General features: G+C 68.1%; 23 protein-coding genes. 8 read left to right on the forward strand and 15 right to left on the reverse strand.

Features of this window, described 5'->3' with window-relative positions; translation table 11 throughout:
- Positions 1–10 precede the first annotated feature (10 nt).
- Together ABE422_RS13115 and ABE422_RS13120 are read right to left on the reverse strand one after the other, a co-directional pair.
- Positions 11–565: a cob(I)yrinic acid a,c-diamide adenosyltransferase gene (locus ABE422_RS13115; RefSeq protein ID WP_313210114.1), complete on the reverse strand. Its 555-nt coding sequence runs from the start codon at positions 563–565 to the stop codon at positions 11–13.
- An 18-nt stretch (positions 566–583) separates the two neighbouring features.
- Complete coding sequence (locus tag ABE422_RS13120; RefSeq protein WP_313210112.1) at positions 584–1,168, reverse strand: hypothetical protein; 585 nt, start codon at positions 1,166–1,168, stop codon at positions 584–586.
- Positions 1,169–1,262: 94 nt separating this feature from the next.
- On the opposite strand from ABE422_RS13120, the gene ubiH reads away from it, so the two are divergent.
- A complete protein-coding gene (gene ubiH, locus ABE422_RS13125; RefSeq protein ID WP_313219953.1) occupies positions 1,263–2,468 on the forward strand; it encodes a 2-octaprenyl-6-methoxyphenyl hydroxylase in 1,206 nt (401 codons plus the stop codon).
- Complete coding sequence (locus ABE422_RS13130; protein ID WP_346483130.1) at positions 2,465–3,646, forward strand: UbiH/UbiF family hydroxylase; 1,182 nt, start codon at positions 2,465–2,467, stop codon at positions 3,644–3,646. The genes ubiH and ABE422_RS13130 overlap by 4 nt, the downstream gene beginning before the upstream one ends.
- A gap of 9 nt (positions 3,647–3,655) precedes the next feature.
- On the opposite strand, the gene ABE422_RS13135 is transcribed toward ABE422_RS13130, so the two are convergent.
- The 4 genes from ABE422_RS13135 to ABE422_RS13150 form a co-directional block, all read right to left on the reverse strand.
- Positions 3,656–4,060, reverse strand: a complete 405-nt coding sequence (locus tag ABE422_RS13135) for an EF-hand domain-containing protein (RefSeq protein ID WP_313219951.1) — start codon at positions 4,058–4,060, stop codon at positions 3,656–3,658.
- A gap of 112 nt (positions 4,061–4,172) precedes the next feature.
- On the reverse strand, positions 4,173–5,219 hold the full coding sequence (gene rlmM / locus ABE422_RS13140; RefSeq protein WP_313210104.1) for a 23S rRNA (cytidine(2498)-2'-O)-methyltransferase RlmM: 1,047 nt from the start codon (positions 5,217–5,219) through the stop codon (positions 4,173–4,175).
- Between the two features lie 24 nt (positions 5,220–5,243).
- Entirely contained in the window at positions 5,244–5,804 is a 561-nt protein-coding gene (locus ABE422_RS13145) for a nucleoside deaminase (protein WP_123728403.1), read from the reverse strand.
- A gap of 202 nt (positions 5,805–6,006) precedes the next feature.
- Complete coding sequence (locus ABE422_RS13150) at positions 6,007–7,755, reverse strand: glutamine--tRNA ligase/YqeY domain fusion protein (protein WP_346466289.1); 1,749 nt, start codon at positions 7,753–7,755, stop codon at positions 6,007–6,009.
- Positions 7,756–8,150: 395 nt separating this feature from the next.
- On the opposite strand from ABE422_RS13150, the gene ABE422_RS13155 reads away from it, so the two are divergent.
- Entirely contained in the window at positions 8,151–8,417 is a 267-nt protein-coding gene (locus ABE422_RS13155; RefSeq protein WP_102789560.1) for a DUF2007 domain-containing protein, read from the forward strand.
- Between the two features lie 30 nt (positions 8,418–8,447).
- The gene (msrA, locus tag ABE422_RS13160) at positions 8,448–9,101 is read left to right on the forward strand and encodes a peptide-methionine (S)-S-oxide reductase MsrA (RefSeq protein ID WP_313210261.1); all 654 of its coding nucleotides are present in this window, start codon (positions 8,448–8,450) and stop codon (positions 9,099–9,101) included.
- Between the two features lie 218 nt (positions 9,102–9,319).
- Here msrA and ABE422_RS13165 read toward each other — a convergent pair whose 3' ends face one another.
- From ABE422_RS13165 to ahpC, 5 genes are all read right to left on the reverse strand, one after another.
- Entirely contained in the window at positions 9,320–10,282 is a 963-nt protein-coding gene (locus ABE422_RS13165; protein WP_346483131.1) for a transaldolase, read from the reverse strand.
- Positions 10,283–10,334: 52 nt separating this feature from the next.
- Positions 10,335–10,742 carry a nucleoside diphosphate kinase regulator gene (gene rnk, locus ABE422_RS13170; protein ID WP_313212183.1) on the reverse strand — a complete coding sequence of 136 codons (408 nt, stop codon included), beginning with the start codon at positions 10,740–10,742 and terminating at the stop codon, positions 10,335–10,337.
- 138 nt (positions 10,743–10,880) lie between these two features.
- The gene (gene oxyR / locus ABE422_RS13175; protein WP_313212184.1) at positions 10,881–11,837 is read right to left on the reverse strand and encodes a DNA-binding transcriptional regulator OxyR; all 957 of its coding nucleotides are present in this window, start codon (positions 11,835–11,837) and stop codon (positions 10,881–10,883) included.
- 91 nt (positions 11,838–11,928) lie between these two features.
- Positions 11,929–13,521 (reverse strand): alkyl hydroperoxide reductase subunit F, encoded by a 1,593-nt coding sequence (ahpF, locus tag ABE422_RS13180; RefSeq protein WP_313212185.1) that lies wholly within the window; start codon positions 13,519–13,521, stop codon positions 11,929–11,931.
- A gap of 151 nt (positions 13,522–13,672) precedes the next feature.
- Positions 13,673–14,236, reverse strand: a complete 564-nt coding sequence (ahpC, locus tag ABE422_RS13185) for an alkyl hydroperoxide reductase subunit C (protein WP_121044636.1) — start codon at positions 14,234–14,236, stop codon at positions 13,673–13,675.
- A 427-nt stretch (positions 14,237–14,663) separates the two neighbouring features.
- Between ahpC and prmC the strand changes: the two genes are divergently transcribed.
- Positions 14,664–15,512: a peptide chain release factor N(5)-glutamine methyltransferase gene (gene prmC / locus ABE422_RS13190; RefSeq protein ID WP_346483139.1), complete on the forward strand. Its 849-nt coding sequence runs from the start codon at positions 14,664–14,666 to the stop codon at positions 15,510–15,512.
- A gap of 102 nt (positions 15,513–15,614) precedes the next feature.
- Positions 15,615–16,559: a prolyl aminopeptidase gene (gene pip / locus ABE422_RS13195; RefSeq protein ID WP_313212186.1), complete on the forward strand. Its 945-nt coding sequence runs from the start codon at positions 15,615–15,617 to the stop codon at positions 16,557–16,559.
- Positions 16,560–16,746: 187 nt separating this feature from the next.
- Here the strand turns inward: pip and ABE422_RS13200 are convergent, their stop codons facing one another.
- Complete coding sequence (locus ABE422_RS13200) at positions 16,747–17,634, reverse strand: LysR family transcriptional regulator (protein WP_313212187.1); 888 nt, start codon at positions 17,632–17,634, stop codon at positions 16,747–16,749.
- Between the two features lie 110 nt (positions 17,635–17,744).
- Between ABE422_RS13200 and ABE422_RS13205 the strand changes: the two genes are divergently transcribed.
- Together ABE422_RS13205 and ABE422_RS13210 are read left to right on the forward strand one after the other, a co-directional pair.
- Positions 17,745–19,190, forward strand: a complete 1,446-nt coding sequence (locus tag ABE422_RS13205) for an MFS transporter (protein ID WP_346483132.1) — start codon at positions 17,745–17,747, stop codon at positions 19,188–19,190.
- 4 nt (positions 19,191–19,194) lie between these two features.
- Complete coding sequence (locus ABE422_RS13210; protein WP_313217292.1) at positions 19,195–19,860, forward strand: hypothetical protein; 666 nt, start codon at positions 19,195–19,197, stop codon at positions 19,858–19,860.
- Between the two features lie 53 nt (positions 19,861–19,913).
- Here ABE422_RS13210 and ABE422_RS13215 read toward each other — a convergent pair whose 3' ends face one another.
- Genes ABE422_RS13215 through ABE422_RS13225 form a run of 3 tightly spaced genes read right to left on the reverse strand, consistent with a single transcriptional unit; the run spans position 19,914 to position 22,229 of the window.
- The gene (locus tag ABE422_RS13215) at positions 19,914–20,723 is read right to left on the reverse strand and encodes an N-formylglutamate amidohydrolase (RefSeq protein WP_346464508.1); all 810 of its coding nucleotides are present in this window, start codon (positions 20,721–20,723) and stop codon (positions 19,914–19,916) included.
- Positions 20,716–21,267, reverse strand: a complete 552-nt coding sequence (locus tag ABE422_RS13220; protein WP_313212192.1) for an NUDIX hydrolase — start codon at positions 21,265–21,267, stop codon at positions 20,716–20,718. Before ABE422_RS13220 ends, ABE422_RS13215 begins: the two co-directional genes overlap by 8 nt.
- On the reverse strand, positions 21,264–22,229 hold the full coding sequence (locus ABE422_RS13225) for a 5'-3' exonuclease H3TH domain-containing protein (protein ID WP_313212194.1): 966 nt from the start codon (positions 22,227–22,229) through the stop codon (positions 21,264–21,266). The genes ABE422_RS13220 and ABE422_RS13225 overlap by 4 nt, the downstream gene beginning before the upstream one ends.

Genomic DNA, 22,229 nt, shown 5'->3' on the forward strand with positions numbered 1-22,229 from the left:
GCAGGGCCGCTCAGGCGTGGCGGCGCTCGTGGCGCCAGAGCACCTCGCCGTGGCCGTCGGCGCGGGCCAGCACGCGCGCGAGCACGAACAGCAGGTCCGACAGGCGGTTGAGGTAGTGCAGTGCTTCCGGGCGGACCGTCTCGCGGCGCGCCAGCGTGACCGTCTCGCGCTCGGCGCGGCGCACGATGGTGCGGGCCAGATGGCAGCGCGCCGCCGCTTCGCCACCGGCCGGCAGGATGAACTCCTTCAACACCGGCAGATCGGCGTTGTAGTGGTCCAACTGCAGCTCCAGCGCCTCGATGTCGGCGGCGTGGATGGCGGCATGGCCGGGGATGCACAGCTCGCCGCCCAGATCGAACAGCTGGTGCTGGATCACCGTCAGCAGCGCGCGGATGTCGTCGGGCAGCGGTGCCGCGAGCAGCACCCCGAGCGCCGAGTTGGCCTCATCGACGGTGCCGTAGGCGGCGACGCGGGCGTCGTCCTTGGCCACGCGGCTGCCATCGCCCAGCCCGGTACTGCCATCGTCACCGGTGCGCGTATAGATACGGGAAAGGCGGTTACCCATCGGCGAGCCCGGCCGCGCTCAGTGCAGCACGTCGCGGCGCGCCTGCAGCAGCTTGCCGACCTGTTCGGTCGCCAGCTGCAGGGCGGCGGCCAGGCCGACGTAGACCGCGGCGGTGCGCAGGTAGGGCAGGAACCAGTCGCTGTAGTTCTTCGCCCAGCCACCGAGGGTGGGGGCGGCCACGCTGTCACTGGTCCAGTAGAAGCCGCCCTGGGCGAACAGATGACAGACCGCCACCGCCGCGACCAGCAACAGCGCGCCCTTGCCCAGCGCGGCCCAGTGGGCGCCGTGATAGCCGCCGCGCAGCAGCATGCCACCGCCCCACATCGCGAAGTACGCCGGCAGCAGCATCCAGTAGCCCGGCGAGACGCAGTAGTGCTGCCAGAAATCCAGGCCGCTGCGGCGGATCACGATCCAGTCGACCACTACCGCCAGCGCCATCAGCAGCGGGAACGCCCAGCGGGTCCACTGGCGCAGGTAGAAGCCGCCGATGAAGAACACCGCCCAGGAGGCATCCGGAATCGCCGCGAAATGGTTGACCCGCGTGGCCGCCATCAACAGCACGAGCACGGACAGGACAAAGGCGCGTTGGGCAGTGGAGGTCATGGCGGTGACGGGTGAGGGCAGGCATTCATTCTAGCGCCTGCTGCGGCAGGCCGCCGCACGCCGCCGGAACGGACGAACCCTTATCATGGCGGGCATGAGTGAACGACATGATGTAGTGATCGTAGGTGGCGGGCTGGTCGGTGCCAGCCTGGCCATCGCCCTGGACCGTGCCGGCCGCGATGTCGGCCTGGTCGAGGCGTCGCCGCCGGGCACGCTGCCGGCGGTCTTCGACCAGCGCAACCTCAGCTTTGCTGCGGCCACCGTCAACGCGCTGACCGCGCTGGGCGTGATGCAGAAGCTGGCCGCTGCGCCGGGCGCGATCACCCGTATCCATGTCAGCCGTGCCGGCGATTTCGGCCGGGTGCAGATGGAGGCCGCGCAGTACCAGCGCCCGTGGTTCGGCCAGGTGGTCGTGGCCCGCGATTTTGGCCAGGCGCTGGAGGCGCGGCTGGAGACGCTGACCCGCCTGACCCGCTATCGTCCGGCCCGGTTCGTGCGCCTGGGCGCCACGGTGGACGGGTACCGCGAGGTGTTCATTGCCGATGACCGAGGTGAGCGCTGCCTGTTGGCCCGCCTGGTCGTGGGTGCCGATGGGACCCGCAGTGGCGTGCGCGACGCGCTGGGCATCGGCGTGGACGAACACGATTTCCAACAGACCCTGTTCGTGTCGCGGGTGCGTGCCGCACGTGCGCCGGATGGCACCGCGTACGAGCGCTTCACCGACAGCGGCCCGACCGCGTTGCTGCCGCGTGGCGACCGTCACTTCGGTGCGGTGCACGGCGTTGCCCGCGAGCAGGCCGAGGCGGTGATGGCGCTGGACGATGCGGCGTGGGTGAGCCGCCTGCAGGGTGCGATCGGCTGGCGTGCCGGCCGGTTGCTGGAGAGCGGGCCGCGCAGCGCATATCCGTTGATCCAGGTGCTGTCGCGCGCGTTGGTCGGCGAGCGTGCCGTCCTGCTTGGCAATGCCGCGCAGACCATCCATCCGCTGGGCGCACAGGGCTTCAACCTGGGCCTGCGCGATGCGCTGACCCTGGCCGAACTGGTCGCCGAGGCCGACGATGCCGGCAGCGATGCACTGCTGCGCGAACACGTGGCACGACGTCAGGAAGACCGCGAGCAGACCATCGCCTTCTCCGGCGGGCTGGCACGCCTGACCAGCAACCCGGCACCGCTGATGCGGCCGCTGCGTTCGCTCGGGTTGCTGGCGGCACAGGCCACGCCGATGCAGTCGATGCTGGTCGGTGGCGCGATGGGCTTCCGCGGCCAGGTGCCGGCGCTGTGCCGCGGAGCGGGCCTGTGAGCCGGCGTCCGCAGGACGTGGTGGTGGTCGGTGGCGGTGTGGTCGGCGCGGCCTGTGCCTTGGCCTTGGCCGATGCCGGGTTGTCGGTGACGTTGGTGGAAGGCCGCGAGCCCGCCGCCTGGCAACCGCAGCAACCGGATCTGCGCGTGTATGCGTTCGCGCCGGACAACGCCCAGCTGCTGGCCGCGCTCGGCGTGTGGCCGGCGGTGACCGCCGCGCGTGCCTGTGCCTACCGCCGCATGCGGGTCTGGGATGCGGCCGGCGGCGGCGAACTGCGCTTCGACGCCGATACGCTCGGCCGCGAACAACTGGGCTGGATCGTCGAGAACGATCTGCTGGTGGACCGCCTGTGGGCGGCGCTGCCGGGGGCCGGCGTGCAGCTGTGCTGCCCGGCGCGGGTGGAAGCACTCGAGCAGGACGCCAACGGGGTGCGCCTGCGCCTGGACGACGGCCGTCGGCTCGACGCCTCGCTCGCGGTCGCCGCCGACGGGGCCGAATCCACCCTGCGCCGTCTGGCCGGGCTGGAGGTGACCCGCCAGGATTACGGCCAGCGTGGCGTGGTTGCCTACGTGGATACCGAAAAGAACAATGAAGCCACCGCGTGGCAGCGCTTCCTGGTGACCGGCCCGCTGGCGGTCCTGCCGATCAGCGCGCAGCGCAGTTCGATCGTGTGGACGCTGCCCGAGGCCGAGGCCGAGGCCGAGCGCGTGCTGGCACTCGACGAGGCCGCCTTCGGCCGTGAGCTCACCCATGCCTTTGCCGGGCGGCTGGGGGCGATGACCCTGGCCTCCAAGCGCGCGGCCTTCCCGCTGCGCCGCCAGTTGGCGACCGGCTACGTCGCCGGCCGCGTGCTCGCGCTCGGTGATGCGGCGCATGTGGTGCATCCGTTGGCCGGGCAGGGTGTCAATCTCGGCCTGCGCGATGTCGCCGCGCTGCGGACGATGGTGCTGGCGGCACAGCAGCGCCGCCAGGAGTGGATGTCACCGCACCGCCTGCAGCGCTGGGCACGCGAACGCCGCAGTGAGAACACCGTCGCTGCGTACAGCTTCGATGCGATCAACACGGTGTTCTCCAATGATGAGATGCACCTGACCCTGGCGCGCGGTCGCGCGCTGGGCTGCGCCGGCAAGCTGCCGCCGCTGGTATCGATGTTCTGGAAGCGCGCGGCGGGGGGGTGAGCGGCACGCTCAGTCGATCAGCCAGCCGGCCAGATCGGCGCGGTCCAGCGTGCCGCGCCGCTTCACGTCCAGCGCGTTGAATTCATCGGCCAGCGTCGGGTTGGCCTGCGCCTCGGCGCGGCTGATGAAGCCGTCGCCGTCGACATCCAGCGCCGCGAACGCGATGCGGTACTGACCCACCACGCTCACCGGCTGCACCGAACGCACCGTCACCGCGGCTTCGCCGGCCGGTGCGGCCAGCGTCACCTGATGGGTCACCTCACCCTGCGAGAGCGGCTGCGCGCGCACGCTGGCCGGCACCTCGCGCAGCGGTTCGCTGACGGCTGGCGATGGGGTGTGGACCTGGGCCAGCGCGAGCGTGGGCAGCAGGGACACCAGGGACAGCAGCAGGGTGAGGCGGGATCGGCGTCGCATGGAAACTCCGTACATGACGTGGGGCGCCGGGTACCCGGCGCGTGCTTCGATCATTGTCGCGCGTTGCGCGGCCAGCCGGGCATGGCCCGGCGCTACCGGTGCTGCGCCTGGGTCAGCGCAGCGGCGAAGCCAGCACCGTGATTTCTTCGCGGTCGTGATACAGCTGCTTGGCGCGCAGGTGCAGCGGTTTGCCGGCCTGTTCCTGGAACAGCTCCAGACACAGGCGGGTTTCATCCCAGCGCTTTTTCATCGGCAGCTTGAGGTTGAAGATCGCGTGCTTGCACCAGCCCTCGCGGAACCAGGTGGCCATGCGCTCGGCCACGCGGCGCGGCTGTTCGACCATGTCGCAGACCATCCAGTCCAGCGGGGTCTCCGGCTGCCAGTGGAAGCCGTCGGCGCGCAGGTGCTCCACCAGGCCGGTCTCCAGCACGTGCTCGCGCAACGGGCCGTTGTCCACGCTGATCACCTTCACGTGCTGGCGGGTCAACACCCACGTCCAGCCACCCGGTGCAGCGCCCAGATCGGCCGCGCGCATGCCCGGCTTGACCAGCAGCTCGCGCTCGTCCGGCGTCATCAGGGTGAGCAGGGCTTCATCCAGCTTCAGCGCCGAGCGCGAAGGCGCATCGGGCAGCAGCTTCAGGCGCGGGATGCCCAGCGGCCACGGCGCGCTGTCGCGGGTATCGGCCACGCACACAAACGCATGACGACCATCGACGAACACGATGTGCAGGCGCGGCAGGCCGGTGTTCGGCTTGTCGGTCAGCAGGCCGGCCTTGCGCAGCGCCGGGCGCAGTGCGTTGCCGAACGCGCGGGCCAGCCCAGCCAGCGGCTTGCCTTCGTCCGAGTCCGGATGCTCGACCCACATGTCGCCGAAGCGTTGCTGCCCCTGAAGCGCGGCAATGATCGGGGTGATGCGGTCGGCGGCATCGAGCTGCGGCAGCTCGGCCAGCACCTGCAGTTTCTGCCGGGCGAAGATCAGCGAACGCCAGGACAAGGCCTTGGACAGCGCCGCGCCCTCCTCGGTGACGAACACCACGTAGCCGTCATTGCGCTGGGTGCGCGCATAGCCGGCCACGTTGGCATACGCCGCCCGCTCGGAGAGCTCGGCGGCCAGTTCCGGTTCAAAGCCCTGGCGGCACAGACACAGCAGGCCGCTCATCGCATCGCGCCTGAAGCGCGGATATCAGTAATGGGCACCGTTGATCTCTCCGTACTGGCGCAGGACCGCGCGCGCGGCGTCGCGCTCGATGTCGCGCACGACCTCGATGCCACGTTTGTTGAGTTCGCCGATCCAGTCCGCCGGCAGCGGACCCTCGTCGAACGGGGTGAGTTCTTCCACGTCCTGTGCGCTGGCACCGATCAGCAGCCGATCGATACCGGCCCAGATGGTGGCGCCGTAGCACTGGCAGCACGGCTGGGAGGAGGTCGCCAGGGTGATCGGCGACAGCACATCGTTCAGGCGCGGGGTCTGCAGGCGCTGCTGGGCCAGCATGTAGGCCATGTTCTCGGCATGCGCCAGCGAGGTCGTATGCGGGACCACGCGGTTCACGCCGGCGGCGATCACACGATGGTCCGGCCCAAACACCACGGCGCCGAAGGGGCCACCGGTCTGCGCCTCGACATTCAGGCGCGACAGTTCGATCGCCAGCGCGACCTTGTCGGCATCCTCGGGATAGACACGGCCCAGATCGATCTGGTCGTGGATCCAGGCGGGCAGGGTGAGATGGACTTGCGCGTACAGCATCGGGACATGAACCTCTTCAAAGATGGAGCAGCGGCAGTGTATCGGGCCGCGCGTAGGGACGCCGTGCCCGCGCTGAACGCGGCCACGCGCACGCCGGCGCAGGGCTGCGCCGGTCGCAGGGGAGCTGGAGCGCAGGCCCTGCCATGGCAGGGTCGCGCAGGTGACATCAGGCGGCCGGTGCCCGGCACCGGCCACAGCCAGCTTACGCCGACCAGGTATCGCGCAGGGTCACGCTGCGGTTGAACACCGGCGTGGCTGCGGTGTGATCGCGGCGATCGGCGACGAAATAGCCGGTCCGCTCGAACTGGAACGACTGTTCCGGCGCAGCGGTGGCCGCGGCCGGTTCGACATAGCCGGTTACGGTGCGGCGCGAGTCCGGGTTGAGGTAATCGCGGTAGGTCTTGCCCTCGGACTCATCGTCCGGGTTGGCCACCGAGAACAGGCGGTCGTACAGGCGGATCTCGGCCGGTACCGCGTGCACGGCGCTGACCCAATGGATGGTGCCCTTGACCTTGCGGTTGGCGCCTTCCATGCCCGGGCGCGATTCCGGGTCCAGCCAGCCACGCAGCTCGGTGATGGTGCCCTCGGCGTCCTTGATGACCTCATCGCAGCGGATGATGCCGGCCCCGCGCAGGCGCACTTCGCCGCCCGGCACCAGGCGCTTCCAGCCCTTGGGCGGGATCTCGGCGAAGTCCTCGCGTTCGATCCACAGTTCGCGTGCGAACGGCACCTCGCGGGTCCCGAACGCCTCGTCCTTGGGGTGATTGGAGAAAGTCAGGGTTTCTTCGTGACCGTCGGGCAGGTTGGTCAGCACCAGCTTGACCGGATCCACCACGGCCATGCGGCGCGCGGCGGCACTGTCGAGGTCTTCGCGCAGCGCGCCTTCGAGCACGCTGAAATCGATCAGCGAGTTCTGCTTGCTGATGCCCACGCGCTCGGCGAACAGGCGCATCGCGGCCGGGGTATAGCCACGACGACGCAGGCCCTGCAGGGTCGGCATGCGCGGATCTTCCCAGCCATCCACCAGCTGCTCGGTGACCAGCGCCATCAGCTTGCGCTTGCTCATCACCGTGTAGTTGATGTTCAACCGCGAGAATTCGATCTGGCGCGGCTTGGCGGCTTCACGCGGCAGGCCGCGATCGACCAGCGGCTGGGTCAGCGCATCGTGGTGGGCGAAATCGACGTTGTCCACGCACCAGTCGTACAGCGGGCGGTGGTCTTCGAACTCCAGCGTGCACAGCGAATGGGTGATGCCTTCGATGGAATCGCCCAGCGCATGCGCGAAGTCGTACATCGGGTAGATCGGCCACGCAGTGCCGGTGTTCTGGTGCTCGACATGCTTGATCCGGTACAGCGCCGGGTCGCGCAGGTTGATGTTGCCGCTGGCCATGTCGATCTTGGCGCGCAGGGTACGTGCACCATCCGGGAACTCGCCCGCGCGCATGCGGCGGAACAGATCCAGGTTTTCTTCGACGCTGCGCTCGCGGAACGGCGACGGGCGGCCCGGCTCGGTCAGGGTGCCGCGGTAGGCGCGCACTTCCTCGGCCGACAGGTCGCACACATAGGCCTTGCCATCGGTGATCAGCTTCTGCGCGGCCAGGTAATAGGCATCGAAGTAATCCGAGGCATGGCGCAGCTCGTTCCACTCAAAGCCCAGCCAGCGCACATCGTCCTGGATCGCGGCCACGTACTCCGGATCTTCCTTGGCCGGGTTGGTGTCGTCGAAGCGCAGGTTGCACACACCGTTGAACTCACCGGCGATGCCGAAGTTCAGGCAGATCGACTTGGCGTGGCCGATATGCAGGTAGCCGTTGGGCTCGGGCGGGAAGCGCGTCTTGATCGCGGCATGCTTGCCGGCGGCCAGGTCCTCGCGGACGATCTGACGGATGAAATCCCGTTTTTCCTGGGTTTCCGGAAGGGCGTCGGTGGGGGCGGCGGTAGACTCGGACATGATGCGCGGTCGCAGTTAAAAGGCAGAAAGACCAACAGTTTAGCCTGTCGGGGGACGCGCCACCGCATTCGCGCTGTCGCCCCACGTTTTGCTGCGCAAACCGCGGGCCCCATCTCACCATCACCCAGACCCCCGCGCCTTCGGCGCCGCCCCCTGACTCAGGGGGCTCCCCTCCAGACGCATTCGGTAGTGCCGGCCGCTGGTCGGCTCCTCATGACCTGGCAAAGATTCGGTAGTGCCGGCCGCTGGCCGGCGCTGCACAGTGCCGGCGATATCCGGAGCCGGCCAGCGGCCGGCACGACCGGATCCGCCGGCGCCTGGAAGATGACCGCCGCGGGTCGGGACGCCTTCAGCCCCCGGGCGTATGCTGGGCCCATGCCCTCCGGAGCCCACCCATGCACGTGATCTACCAGGCCGACAACCTGTTCGACGCCCATCTGGTCAAACACGCCCTGGAGGACGCCGGCATCCCCGCCTTCGTCTTCGGTGAATCGCTGCTGGGGGGCATGGGCGAGCTCCCGCTGTTCGGCGTCCTGCGCGTGTGCGTCCCCGATCTGGCCCGTCCCGAAGCGGAAGACATCGTTGCCCAACTGGACTTGGGCGCGGCCCCGGACGACCCCATATTCGACGGAGACGAAAGCGCCGGCCTGTTGCCGGCCTAGGAGAACGCCATGTTGGGTATTGGAAACGGTCTGTTGGGCATCGGCGCCTTCAAGCAGCGCCTGCCGCGCCCGGAAGAAGCGTTGCCGGGCCGCGACCAGCCCCTGCCGCTGCTGCACAACCAGCATTACGTCAACAGCCACCCGCTGAAAGACAGCTTCACCGGCCTGGCGCGCATCCGCTTCGCCATGGGTTGTTTCTGGGGCGCGGAGCGCAAATTCTGGACCATCCCCGGCGTCTACTCGACCTCGGTCGGTTACGCCGGCGGCGTCACCCCGAACCCCACCTACGAAGAAGTCTGCTCCGGCCTCACCGGGCACACCGAAATCGTCGAGGTCGTCTACGACCCCGCCATCGTCCCGCTTGAGCGCCTCCTCCAGGTCTTCTGGGAAAGTCACGACCCCACCCAGGGCATGCGCCAGGGCAACGACACCGGCACCCAGTACCGCTCCGCGATCCACGCCACCACCCAGGCCCAGCACGACGCTGCCCTGGCCAGCCGCGACGCCTACCAGCAGCGCCTCAACGACAGCGGCTACGGTGCCATCACCACCGAGCTCGTCTTCCCCGCGCCCGCGTACTACTACGCCGAGGACTACCACCAGCAGTACCTCGCCAAGAACCCCAACGGCTACTGCGGCATCGGCGGCACCGGCGTCAGCTGCCCCATCGGCGTGGACGCCTGATAGCGGAGGAAGCCGACCAACGGTCGGCTCTACCAGATTCGTCACCTGCGTTTCGCACCATTGCTCGACGCTCCTTGCCCGTGCTCTTCCCAACGCACCCACACCGCGCCAACCCCAACGAAAGTGAGCCGTTGCCGTTGCCGTTGCCGTACGCGCCAAAAACAAAAGGCCCCGCATGAGCGGGGCCTTTTGTCGTACAGCCAGCCAACCGCCAGCGCTTACAGCCGCTCGCGGATCGTCTGCCGCAACGCCTCCAGATCCTTGGCGAACGCATCGATGCCGCTGGCCAGCTTCTCCGTCGCCATCGGATCGGCCGCCAGATCCGCCGCAAAGCGCGCCGCATCGATCGGCGTCACCTGCACCGACTCGGCCGCACCGGCCACCAGCTTGCGCGGCAGCTGGCCATGATCGGCGTCCAGCGCCTCCAGCAGGTCCGGCGAAATCGTCAGGCGATCGCAGCCGGCCAGCGCCTCGATCTGCGCCGTCGAACGGAACGACGCACCCATCACCACCGTCGGCGAACCACGGCGCTTGAACTCGGCATACACGCCGCGCACGAACACCACGCCCGGGTCTTCATCGATGCTGGCTGGCGCCTGGCCGTTGGCCACGTACCAATCCAGGATGCGGCCCACGAACGGCGAAATCAGGAACGCCCCGGCCTCGCTGCAGGCCAGCGCCTGGGTGGGATTGAAGATCAGCGTCAGATTGCAGTCGATCCCTTCGGCCTGCAGCTGACGTGCCGCTTCCACGCCTTCCCAGGTTGCCGCGATCTTGATCAGCACCTTGCTGCGCGGCACGCCGGCCGCGTCGTACATGGCGATGAACTGGCGCGCCTTGGCCACCGTGGCCGCGGTGTCGTGCGCCTGGTCGGCATCGACCTCGGTGGAAACCCGGCCCGGCACCAGGGTGCTGAGCAGGGTGCCTACGCCCACAGTCAGGCGATCGGCCACCGCGTGGACAACCGCCTCGCGCTCGCCCGCCTGCTCGCGGCCCCAGGCCAGCGCGCTCTCGATGAGATCGGCGTATACCGGCAGGTCCAGCGCTTTCTTCACCAGGGTGGGGTTGGTCGTGCAGTCGACCGGCTTCAAGCGCTTGATCGCCTCGTAGTCGCCGGTATCGGCAACCACCACGGACAGATCACGCAGCTGGGAGAGTTTGGACAGCGAAACGGTGCTCATTGCAACTCCTGGGACGAAACGGTGGAACCTGCGCGGATCGCAGCAGGCAGGATCAGGCGTGGGTCTGGTGATGGACGGCGGTCACCCGCAGGCGCAGCTTGCGCCCGCCCGGTGCCACCCAATCCATGGTCTGGCCGATCGACAGGCCAAGCAGGGCGGTGCCCACCGGTGCCAGGATGGATACCTTGCCCTGTTCAACATCGGCTTCACGCGGATAGACCAGCGTCAGAACGTGCTTCTCGTTCTGCAGCTCATCTTCGCACTCCACGCGCGAATGCATCATGACGGTGCCCTCGGGAACCTGGTCCGGCGCCACAACGGTCGCCCGGTTGAGTTCTTCAGCCAGGGCGATCCCGGCGGGGGTCTGGCTGACGGCGGGAGACTCGAGCATGGCGTCCAGGCGGTCCATGTCGTGACTTGAAACGATGATCGAAGGGGGCAGTCCGCTGGAAGTGGACATGGTGTAGCTCCTTGCGTTTGTGGAAGACCCATGCAAAAAGGCGGCGCCTGCTGGCACCGCCTCGTCCTATTGTGCTGACAATCGTAGACGGATGCGACCCGTCCGGGGGATCGGCCCCGCCGGACGGTTCAGTCCGGCTCAGCCTGCGCGGGCGCTGCGTGTCTCACCGTTGTCCGGGACATCGGTGGTCTCCAGCGCAAACAGGCCCTGGGGCAGTCGTTTGAACTGCTGGGCCAGCTGCTCCAGGAAGCCGGTCATCGCCGAACTGCGGCGCCAGGCCATCGCGATGCGGCGGCTGGGACGGTCATCGCCGCTGAAATCCAGCAGGCGGATGTTCTCCGAACGCGGCACCGGTGGTTTGACCGAGAGGGTTGGCAGCAGGGTGATGCCCACATCGGCGGCCACCATCTGCCGCAGCGTTTCCAGGCTGGTCGCGCGGAACTCCGACTTTTCGTTGGCACCGAACAACCGGCAGACCGCCAACGCCTGGTCACGCAGGCAATGCCCGTCTTCGAGCAGCAGCAGCTTCTGCGAGGACAGCTCCTGCACATCCAGATGCTGGCGGCGCGCCAGCGGATGCTGCCCGGAGACTGCCAGCAGGAAGGGCTCCTCGAACAGGAACTCCGCGTGCAGCTGGTCATCGTCCAGCGGCAGCGCCAGCAACGCCGCATCCAGTTTGCCTTCGCGCAGGCGCGCCAGCAGCTCGTCGCTCTTTTCCTCCACCAGCAGCAGCTCCAGCTGCGGGAAGCGTTCGCGGATGTTGGGGATCACATGCGGCAGCAGGTACGGGCCCAGCGTGGGGAAAATGCCCAACCGCACCGTGCCGGCTTCCGGATCGCGGCTGCGCCGCGCGGCTTCCTTCATCTGCTCCACTTCGGCCACGATGGTGCGGGCACGCGCGGCCGCTTCCACCCCGGCCGGGGTCAGCATGACCTTGCGCGGTGCGCGTTCCACCAGCGGCAGACCCAGCTCGTCCTCGAGCTTGCGGATCTGGGTGGACAGGGTGGGTTGGCTGACGAAGCAGGCGGCGGCCGCCTTGCCGAAATGGCGGTGGTCGGCCAGCGCCACCAGATACTTCAAATCACGTAGGTTCATTTCCTTGGACCTCTCACGGCAATGGACCGGGTGATGGCGTGGCTACCCAGCAGACAGACAAGGTTCCCGGCGAACCGGGAACCGAAACGTTTCAGGCAGCTTCGGCGACAGCGCCGCTGCTCTTGGGAACGGAGGTGCGGATCAGGTGATCAAAGGCGCTCAGTGCCGCAGTGGAACCGGCGCCCATCGCGATGACGATCTGCTTGTACGGAACGGTTGTGCAATCGCCTGCGGCGAAGACACCCGGCACGCTGGTCTGGCCGCGGTCATCGATCAGGATCTCGCCACGCGGTGACAGCGCCACCGTGTCCTTCAACCATTCGGTATTCGGCAGAAGACCGATCTGCACGAAGATGCCTTCCAGTTCCACCCGGTGCGAATCGCCACCGACGCGGTCCTGGTAGACCAGGCCCGTCACTTTCTGGCCATCGCCCAGCACTTCCTGGGTCAGGGCGCTGGTGATGATGGTGACGTTGCCCAGGCTGCGCAGCTTCTTCTGCAGTACTTCATCGGCCCGCAGTTTGTCATCAAATTCCAGAAGGGTCACATGCGTCACAAGACCCGCCAGATCGATCGCCGCTTCCACGCCGGAGTTGCCACCGCCGATCACCGCCACGCGCTTGCCCTTGAACAACGGACCGTCGCAATGCGGGCAGTACGCCACGCCCTTGTTGCGGTACTGATCTTCGCCGGGCACGTTCATCTGGCGCCAGCGCGCACCGGTGGACAGGATCACCGAACGCGACTTCAGCGACGCGCCGTTCTCCAGTTTGATCTCGACCAGACCGTCATCGCCGGCGGGGACCAGCGCGGTGGCGCGCTGCAGGTTCATGATGTCCACCTCGTACTCGCGCACATGCTGTTCCAGCGCGGCGGCCAGCTTCGGACCTTCGGTCTCCTTGACGGAGATGAAGTTCTCGATCGCCATGGTGTCCAGCACCTGGCCACCGAAGCGTTCGGCCGCCACACCGGTGCGGATGCCCTTGCGTGCGGCATAGATCGCCGCGGCCGCGCCGGCCGGGCCACCGCCGACGACCAGCACATCGAAGGCCGCCTTGGCGCTGAGCTTCTCGGCATCGCGCTTGCTGCTGCCGGTGTCGAGCTTGGCCACGATCTGCTCCAGCGACATCCGACCCTGGTCGAACACCTCGCCGTTGAGGTACACGGTCGGCACGGACATGATCTGGCGCGCTTCGACCTCGGCCGGGAACAGGCCGCCGTCGATCGCGACGTGCTGGATGCGCGGGTTCAGCACCGCCGCCAGGTTCAGTGCCTGGACCACGTCCGGGCAGTTCTGGCAGGACAGCGAGAAATAGGTTTCGAAGCGGTACTCGCCCTCGAGATTGCGCACCTGCTCGATCAGCTCGGCGGTGGCCTTGGACGGGTGACCACCGACCTGCAGCAGGGCCAGCACCAGCGAGGTGAACTCATGGCCCATCGGCAGCCCGGCGAAGGCCAGATGGATGTCCTGGCCCGGCGTGGTCAGCGCGAACGAGGGCGTGCGCTCGCTGCTGTCGCGACGCACGTCCAGGCGGATCTGCGTGGAGAGCGTGGTCAGCGTGTTCAGCAGCTCGAGCATTTCCTGCGACTTGGCGCCGTCATCCACGTGCGCCGTGATCTGGATCGGACGGGTGACACGTTCCAGATAGGTCTTCAGCTGGGACTGGAGGTTGGCATCCAACATCGAAAAACTCCTTGAATCAGGCAAGGGGGCAGCGTCGACGCACCCCGCGGGTGCATCTGCGCGACATGGGGGTGAACCGAAACCGGCGCGTGGGGCACCGGCTTGGGTTCACCCCCATCCCCGGCGGGCGGGGATGGGGGTGAGGAGCGGCTTAGATCTTGCCGACCAGGTCCAGCGACGGGGTCAGGGTCTTTTCGCCTTCCTTCCACTTCGCCGGGCACACCTGGTTCGGGTTGGCGGCGGTGAACTGGGCAGCCTTCAGCTTGCGCAGGGTCTCGGAGACGTCACGGGCGATCTCGTTGGAGTGGATCTCCAGGGTCTTGATCACGCCTTCCGGGTTGATGATGAAGGTGCCGCGCAGGGCCAGGCCTTCTTCCGGAATGTGCACGCCGAAGGCGTTGGTCAGCTGGTGGGTCGGATCGCCGACCAGCGGGAACTGGGCCTTGCCGACGGCCGGCGAGGTTTCGTGCCACACCTTGTGCGAGAAGTGCGTGTCGGTGGTGACGATGTAGACCTCGGCGCCAGCCTTCTGGAACTCGGCGTAATGATCGGCGGCGTCTTCAATCTCGGTCGGGCAGTTGAAGGTGAACGCGGCCGGCATGAAGATCAGCACGGACCAGTGACCCTTCAGGGTGCTGTCGGAGACCTTGATGAACTCGCCGTTCTGGTAGGCGTTGGCTTCGAACGGCTGGATCTGGGTGTTGATGAGCGACATCGTTGTTCCTCTTGGTGAAGGGGGTGGGTGAAGCGACCAACACAGGTTAGCGGCTCCATTCCCATAAGGACAATCCATTGATTGCATCTATACGATAGTCATAGACTATCAAAATCGTCTGATCCTGCGATGAAGGGTGAGGGCCAGATCCGTCAGAACCGTTGCAGCGCAATGACCAGCGCGCCGGGATGCGTGATCAGTGCAATAGCTTCTGCATATCCGTCGCGAGGGAAAGCTGAACGATCGCAGGCAACGCGGTGTCGATACGGCCCGATAGCAGCCGGAAATCGATAGTGCATATGCATGCATATGTGATTTGCCATGCCTTGATTCAATCATGCTGCCGGTCGCGGACGGCCGTCGCGCGCACCCGGGGCGCAGGGGCCGGTGCACTACACTGCGCGCCCCGATGCTGCTCCGTCCCGCCATGACCGCCACCCCGCCACACGTCCGCCAGCTGCTCGCCGATGCCGCCACCCGCCTGCCCGGCGTGGAAGGCCGGCACGAAGCGGAGCTGCTGTTGCTGCAGGTGCTGGAACGCGAGCGCAGCTGGCTGTTCGCGCATGCCACCGATCCGGTCGAGCCGGCGCAGGTGGCGGCGTTCGAGGCGCTGCTGGCCAAACGCCTGGCCGGTGAGCCGGTGGCGTACCTGCTGGGCCGCCGCGGCTTCTGGACCCTGGATCTGGAGGTCAGCCCCGCCACCCTGATCCCGCGCCCGGAGACCGAGCTGCTGGTCGAGCTGGCGCTGACACGGTTGCCCGAAGCTACCGCCTTGCGGGTCGCGGACCTTGGCACCGGCAGTGGCGCGATCGCGCTGGCGCTGGCCAGCGAACGCCCGCAGGCCCAGGTGGTCGCGACCGACCTCAGTGAGGCGGCCCTGGCGGTCGCGGCACGCAACGCGCAGCGCCACGCACTGGGCAACGTCAGCTTCCGGCAGGGCGCGTGGTACGCCCCGCTGACGGGTGAGCGCTTCGATCTGATCGCGACCAATCCACCGTACATCGCCAGCGACGACCCGCACCTGGCCCAGGGCGACCTGCGCTTTGAACCGGCCACCGCGCTGGCCTCCGGCCTTGATGGGCTGGACGACATCCGCCAGATCATCGACGGTGCGACAGCGCACCTGCTTCCCGGCGGCTGGCTGCTGATCGAACACGGCTGGGACCAGGGCGAGGCGATCCGCGCGCTGCTGCGGGACGCCGGTTTCCAGTCGGTCGCCACCGAGCACGATCTGGAACAGCGTGACCGGGTGAGCCTGGGCTGTCTGCCCGCCTGAGTGCGTGCCGGCCCTGATGCGACCCCGGGGCTAGAATGACCTGTCCACCGGGCCGCCGCGCAGCGTGATGCGGCGACTGTCATTCCACACGGAGTTCCTGTCATGCGTACGCTGTATCCCGCCATCACCCCTTACGACGTCGGCACCCTGAAGGTCGATGACCGCCACACGCTGTACTTCGAGCAGTGCGGCAATCCCGACGGCAAGCCGGTGGTGATGCTGCACGGTGGCCCGGGCGGCGGCTGCAGCGACAAAATGCGCCAGTTCCACGACCCGGCCAAGTACCGGATCATCCTGTTCGACCAGCGCGGTGCCGGCCGCTCCACGCCGCACGCGGACCTGGTCGACAACACTACCTGGGACCTGGTCGCCGATATCGAGAAACTGCGCGAGCACCTCAAGGTGGAGCGCTGGCAGGTGTTCGGCGGCAGCTGGGGCTCGACGCTGGCGCTGGCCTACGCGCAGACCCACCCGCAGCGCGTGACCGAGCTGGTGCTGCGCGGCATCTTCATGCTGCGCCGCTGGGAGCTGGAGTGGTTCTACCAGGAAGGCGCCAACCGTCTGTTCCCGGATGCGTGGGAACACTACCTCAAGCCGATCCCGGCCGTGGAGCGCCACGACCTGATCTCCGCCTTCCACCGCCGCCTGACCAGCGACGATGAAGCCACCCGCCTGGCCGCGGCCAAGGCGTGGAGCGTGTGGGAAGGGGCGACCAGCTTCCTGCACGTGGACGACGACTTCGTGAACAGCCACCAGGACCCGCAGTTCGCGCTGGCCTTCGCCCGCATCGAGAACCACTACTTCGTCAACGGCGGCTTCTTCGAGGTGGAAGAACAGCTGCTGCGCGACGCGCACCGCATCGCCGATATTCCCGGCGTGATCGTGCACGGCCGCTACGACGTGGTCTGCCCGCTGCAGAGTGCGTGGGAACTGCACAAGGCGTGGCCGAACTCGACGCTGGAGATCAGCCCGGCCTCGGGCCACTCCGCCTTCGAAGCCGAGAACGTCGACGCGCTGGTGCGCGCGACGGATCGGTTCGCGGGTTGATGGAGGCGTGCCGACCAACGGTCGGCACCTACCGGCTCACCCCCTGACGTCGCGCGGTGGATCACGGCCGTTGGTCGTGATCGCCATCGCCCCGTGCACCATGCGGTGGATCACGACCGTTGGTCGTGACCGCCATCGCCCCGTACACCATGCGGTAGATCACGACCGTTGGTCGTGATGCGGCGGGTTACCAATCACCGCCCAACAACGCCTCCGCCAGCACCTGCAGCTTCGGCGAGGCCTGCCGTGAGGGTGGATAGACCAGCGACAGCACCCGGCTGCGGCCCTCGAAGGGCTGCAGCACCCGCTGCAGCCGCCCGTCGGCCAACGCATCGGCCACCGCGAAATCCATTACCTGCACGATGCCGATCCCGGCCAGCGCGCCTTCCACCAGCGGATCGCCGCTGTCGAACACCATCCGCGCCGGCGGCGTGAACTCGCGCAGCTGGCCCTCGGCCTCGCGGAACTGCCAATCCACCAGCCGCCCGCTGCGCAGATTGCGCACCGCCAGGCAGGCGTGATCGTGCAGCGCATCGACCGTGGCCGGTTCCCCGTGCTGCACGATGTAGGCGGGGGAGGCGACCGTGACCCAGTGCAACGGCCGCAGGGGCCGCGCCACCATGCGCACGTCGCTGATCGGCCCGGTGCGCAGTGCGGCATCGAAGCCTTCTTCGACCAGGTCGACCAGCCGGTCGTTGAGCACCAGCTCGAACTGCAGCTGCGGGTGCGCCGCCATCAACTGCCCGGCCAGCGGCACCAGTACCTTGCGCCCGAACATCGAGGGCGCCGTCAGTTTCAACACGCCCGAGGGCGTGGAGGGGCGATCGCCCAGCCGGCGCTCGGCATCCTCCAGCCCACTCAGCAGCGGCGCGCAGTGCTCGACGAACTGGCGGCCATCCGGGGTCAGGCTGACGTTGCGGGTGTTGCGGTGGAGCAGCCGCACCCCCAGCGCGCTCTCCAGCCGGCTGATCGCCCGCGACAGCCCGGACTGGCTGATGCCCAGCTGCCCGGCGGCGACGGTGAAGCTGCGTGCGTCGGCCACCTGCACCAGCATGCGCACGGCGTTGAGGTCCATGGATTTCTCCGATTCATGCGGATATGCATGACAGATATCGAAGTATCCGGGTTTATTTCTGCAGCGTCATCAATGAGACTGCCCACCTTCTTACGCAGTACCGAGTCGGCATGACCTCCCCCCTGTCCCCCGCTGGCGCGCCGGCGCCCGCATTTCCGCGCCTGGCCCTGGCCTTGCTGGCCACCGCCCAGCTGATCATCGCGCTGGACTCCACGATCATCTTCGTCGCCCTGCACGAGATGGGCGCGCAGCTGCGCATCAATGCCCAGCAGCTGCAGTGGATCGTCAGCGGCTACACGGTGGCGTTCGGCGGGTGCCTGCTGCTTGGCGGCCGTGCGGCCGACCTGCTGGGTCGCCGCCGGGTCTATCGGCTGGGCATGGCGCTGTTCGCGCTGGCCTCGCTGGTCGGCGGGTTCAGCAACATTGCGTGGTTGCTGATCGCGGCCCGCGCGGTGCAGGGCATCGGCGCGGCGTTGCTGTTCCCGGCCACGCTGGCGCTGATCAACACGATCTACGCCGAAGGTGCGCCGCGCAACCGCGCGCTGGCGATCTGGTCGATGGCCAGCGCCGGCGGCCTGGCCTTGGGCACGCTGCTCGGTGGCGTGCTGACCCAGAGCTTCGGCTGGGCCTCGGTCCTGCTGGTGATCGTGCCGTTCGCCGGCGGCTGCGCGCTGCTCGGCGGTTGGTGGCTGCCGCGCGATCCCGCGCCGCTGGCGGGCCGCTCGTTCGATCTGGCCGGCTGCCTCACCGTGACCCTCGGCGGCAGCCTGCTGGTGACCACCCTGGTGCAGGGTCCGGAGTGGGGCTGGCTGGCACCACGCACGCTGATCTGCCTGGTCGTGTCGGCAGTCATGCTGGCCGCCTTCGTGCAGATCGAACGCCGCAGCCGCGACCCGCTGATGCAGTTCGCGCTGCTGCGCCTGCGCAGTCTGCGTGCGGCGATGCTGCTGACGATGCTGTTCATGAGCAGCTACGGCGTGCAGTACTACTTCCTGGCGCTGTACTACCAGGATGGCTACGGCTGGAGCGCGCTGCAGGCGGGCCTGGCGTTCCTGCCGCCGACCCTGGTGTGCACGTTTGGCATCCGCATCGCCGAGCGCATGCTCGCGCAGCGTTCGCCGCGCCAGGTGCTGACGGTGGGCATGCTGGCGGGCGCGATCGGCATCGCCGCGGTCGCCGTCGCGCTGCCGTATGGCGCGACCTACTGGGCACTGCTGCCGGGCATCGTGGTGCTCAGCCTCGGTCAGGGCATCACCTGGACGGCGATGTGGATCGTGGCCGGGCAGGGCGTGCCGGCCGCGCAGCAGGGCGTGGCCTCGGGCATGGCCGCCACGGCGCAGCAGATTGGCGGCGCGCTGGGCCTGGCGTTGCTGGTGATGTTGGCCAATGCGGGTCGTGGCAGCACCGGCGCCAGCAGTGAGGCGGCGCTGCAGGGCATGATCCATGCGCAGTACGGTGCGGCGTTGTTCGCGCTGCTGGGTGTGGGCGTGGCGCTGTGGCTGCGGCCGCAGCACGATGCGGCGACGCCGGCACCGGTGTGCGCGAGTGAAGGATAAGGCGATGACCAATCTGCTCAGCCTGGGCCAGACGCTTGAGGCGATCGCGGGATGCAGCAACGATCGGGAGGTGTGGGACCGGTATGGCTGGGTCTATGCCACCGACGGCGACGAACGTGATGCCGTGTTCTGGTTGTCCGACCATGACGCTGAGCATGACGACGCCCGCGTGGAAGCATTCGCCGCCCAGCATGCGCTGAGCACGTATCTGGAGGCCGCCACCTTCGCCGATGTGCTGGAGGTGCAGAAGCGCCAGCGTCCACTGTCCACACTGGATGACTACGCGCAGGCGCTGGCGTACTACAGCGAGTACGACGCGTTCGCGCAGGTGGCGGGCATCGATGAAGCCCTGGACCAGGCATCCGTGGAAGACCAGCAGGCCGCGCGCGTGCGCGGCGTCGGACCGGGGATCTTCGCCACGTTCGATCTGGCGCTGGTGCAGTGCCCGGCATCGATGGTGAAGGACGCTGCCCGCATCGTTGCAGCGGTGCTGGATGTTCCGGTGGGCCAGGCGCTGGCATGGTGCCGCGCCTTGCCGATGGACCTCGGGCGTGACCTGGAACGCATGCGTGCCGCTGCCATTGCCGCGCCGTTCCAGGCCGCCGGCATCGCGCTGGAAATACGGGGATACCGCGCGTTTCCGTGGATGGATACGCCGACCTTGGCGTGACCTGCGGTTGCCGGCCAGCGGCCGGCACTACCAGTACCGGTCGACAGTACGCCCTACACAGGCGGCAAGGCGTCCAGCTGCGGCTGCAGTGCAGTAAAGATGCGGGCCAAGCGCTGCGCCCACGCCGACTGCCCGGCGGCATCGGCAATCAGGTCCTGGCGGATCTCCAGCTCCACGTGCACCAGCCCGCGGCCTTCGCCATGCACCGGCACGGCATAGTCGCTGGTGCTGCTGACCGCGTAGGGCTGGTTGTCGCCCACCACCAGGTCGCCTTCCTCGCGCAGCGCCTGCAGCAGCGCAAGCGCAAAACGCGTGTCCCGGTGGTAAAGCACGCCGGCATGCCAAGGCCGCACAGCGTCGTTCATCACCGGGGTGAAGCTGTGCATCATCACCAGCAACGTCGGCCGGGCCTGCGCCTGGCGCGTGTCCAGCTCGGCATCGATGCGTGCATGGTAGGGCGCATGGATCGCGTCGATGCGCTGCTGGCGCTGCAGCACGGACAGGCGCTGGTTGCCGGGAACCACGGTGAGATCGCTGACCGCCGGCATCAGCGTGGGCGAAGCCAGCGGCCGGTTGCAGTCGATCACCAGCCGCGAGTACGTCTGCGTGATCGCCCACGCATCGAGCAGGCGCGCCAGTTCCACGGTGACGCCGGCGATGCCGATGTCCCAGCCGATGTGACGGTCCAGCTCGGCCTGCGGCAGGCCAAGGTCGGCCAGGGCCGCCGGCACCCGCTGGCCGGCGTGGTCGGCGATCAGCAGATACGACGAGCGACCCTGCGCCTGATGCACGGTGAACGGTGCCGGGTCGGACGGCCCGAGCAGTGACGCACCCGTGTGCGGAGGGGCAAACGCATCAGCCACGCGGGGTGCCGTCCAGGTGGTGTTCGATCATCCACAGGCCAGCCCACAGCTTGGCGTCCAGCTCGTAACCCTGGCCCATTTTCTCGACCAGCCAGGCGGCGGCGCGGGCGCGCGGAATCTCGTGCACGGTGATGTCTTCGCTGGCATCGCCACCGCCCTCACCGACCTTGCGCAGGCCGGTGGCACGCACGAAGGCGATCTTTTCGCTGCTGGCCCCAGAGGAGGTCGGGCCGATCATCAGCACCTCGGCGTGGTCGGCGGTCCAGCCGGTTTCTTCCTCCAGCTCGCGCACGGCCGAGACCTCGATCGACTCGCCGGCATCGATGTCGCCAACCAGACCGGCCGGCATCTCGATGGTCCTGGCCTGCAGCGGGACGCGGAACTGTTCGACGAACAGCACCGTGTCGTCCGGGGTGACGGCGATGATGATCGCGGCCAGACCGCCGGCGTGGGTGCGCTCGCTGTACTCCCACGTGCCGCGCACGACCATGCGCTGGTACTTGCCTTCAAAAACGACCTTGGGGGCTTGCGTAGTGGGGCTCATGCGAACTCGCTGGCAATGGAAGAGGAATCGGACAGGCCGGCGGCGGTGAACAGGCGGCGCCGGGTCAACGGCCCGAACCGCAGTGCATCGCACAGGCCCTGCAGCATCTGTGCATCGGCCACGCCCCGGCTGAAATCGACGGCGGCACCGTCCAGCGGCGCATCCAGCGCGATGGTGGTCAGCTGGCGCCACAGCAGCGCATGCTCGCGCTGTTCGCGCAGCCGCACGGCCATCTGCGCCGCGCCGCGCAGGCGCAGGAAGGGCACTTCATCCAGACGCTCGTACAGCACGTCCAGGCTGCCGAAATGGGCCAGCAGCACCGCAGCGGATTTGGCGCCCACGCCGGTCACGCCGGGGATGTTGTCGACCGCATCACCGCACAGGGCCAGGTAATCGGCGATCTGGTGCGCATGCACGCCGTGGCGGGCTTTGACACCGGCCATGCCCCAGCGCTGATTGCGCGCGTAATCCCACTGTTCGTCATGCTCGAACAGCAGCTGCGAGAGGTCCTTGTCGGCGGAGATGATCACCCCGCGCATGCCGGCATCGCGGCGCGCGTGCAGGGCGCTGCCGATCAGGTCATCGGCCTCGTACTCGTGGTGGGCCAGCACCGCCAGGCCGAGCGCGGTGCACAGCGCCTTGCAGTGGGCGAACTGGCGGCGCAGCGCGTCCGGCGCGGGGTCGCGGTTGGCCTTGTAGGCCGCGTAGATCCGGTGCCGGAAGCAGCTGTCCAGGGCTTCATCGAAGGCGATGGCGATGTTGGCGGGGCGTTCGCGCTCGAGCAGGTCGAGCAGGAAGCGCGCGAAGCCGTGCACGGCATTGGTCGGCCAGCCCTGCTGATCCTGGAACTCATCGGGCATCGAATGCCACGCGCGGAACACGTACAGACTGGCGTCGACCAGGTACAGCGGCGCACGCAGCGGCGGGGGCGCCATGACGGGGCCGGCGGCAAGGGCGGACAT

The organism is Stenotrophomonas sp. TWI1151 (assembly GCF_039673135.1).
Taxonomy (GTDB): domain Bacteria; phylum Pseudomonadota; class Gammaproteobacteria; order Xanthomonadales; family Xanthomonadaceae; genus Stenotrophomonas.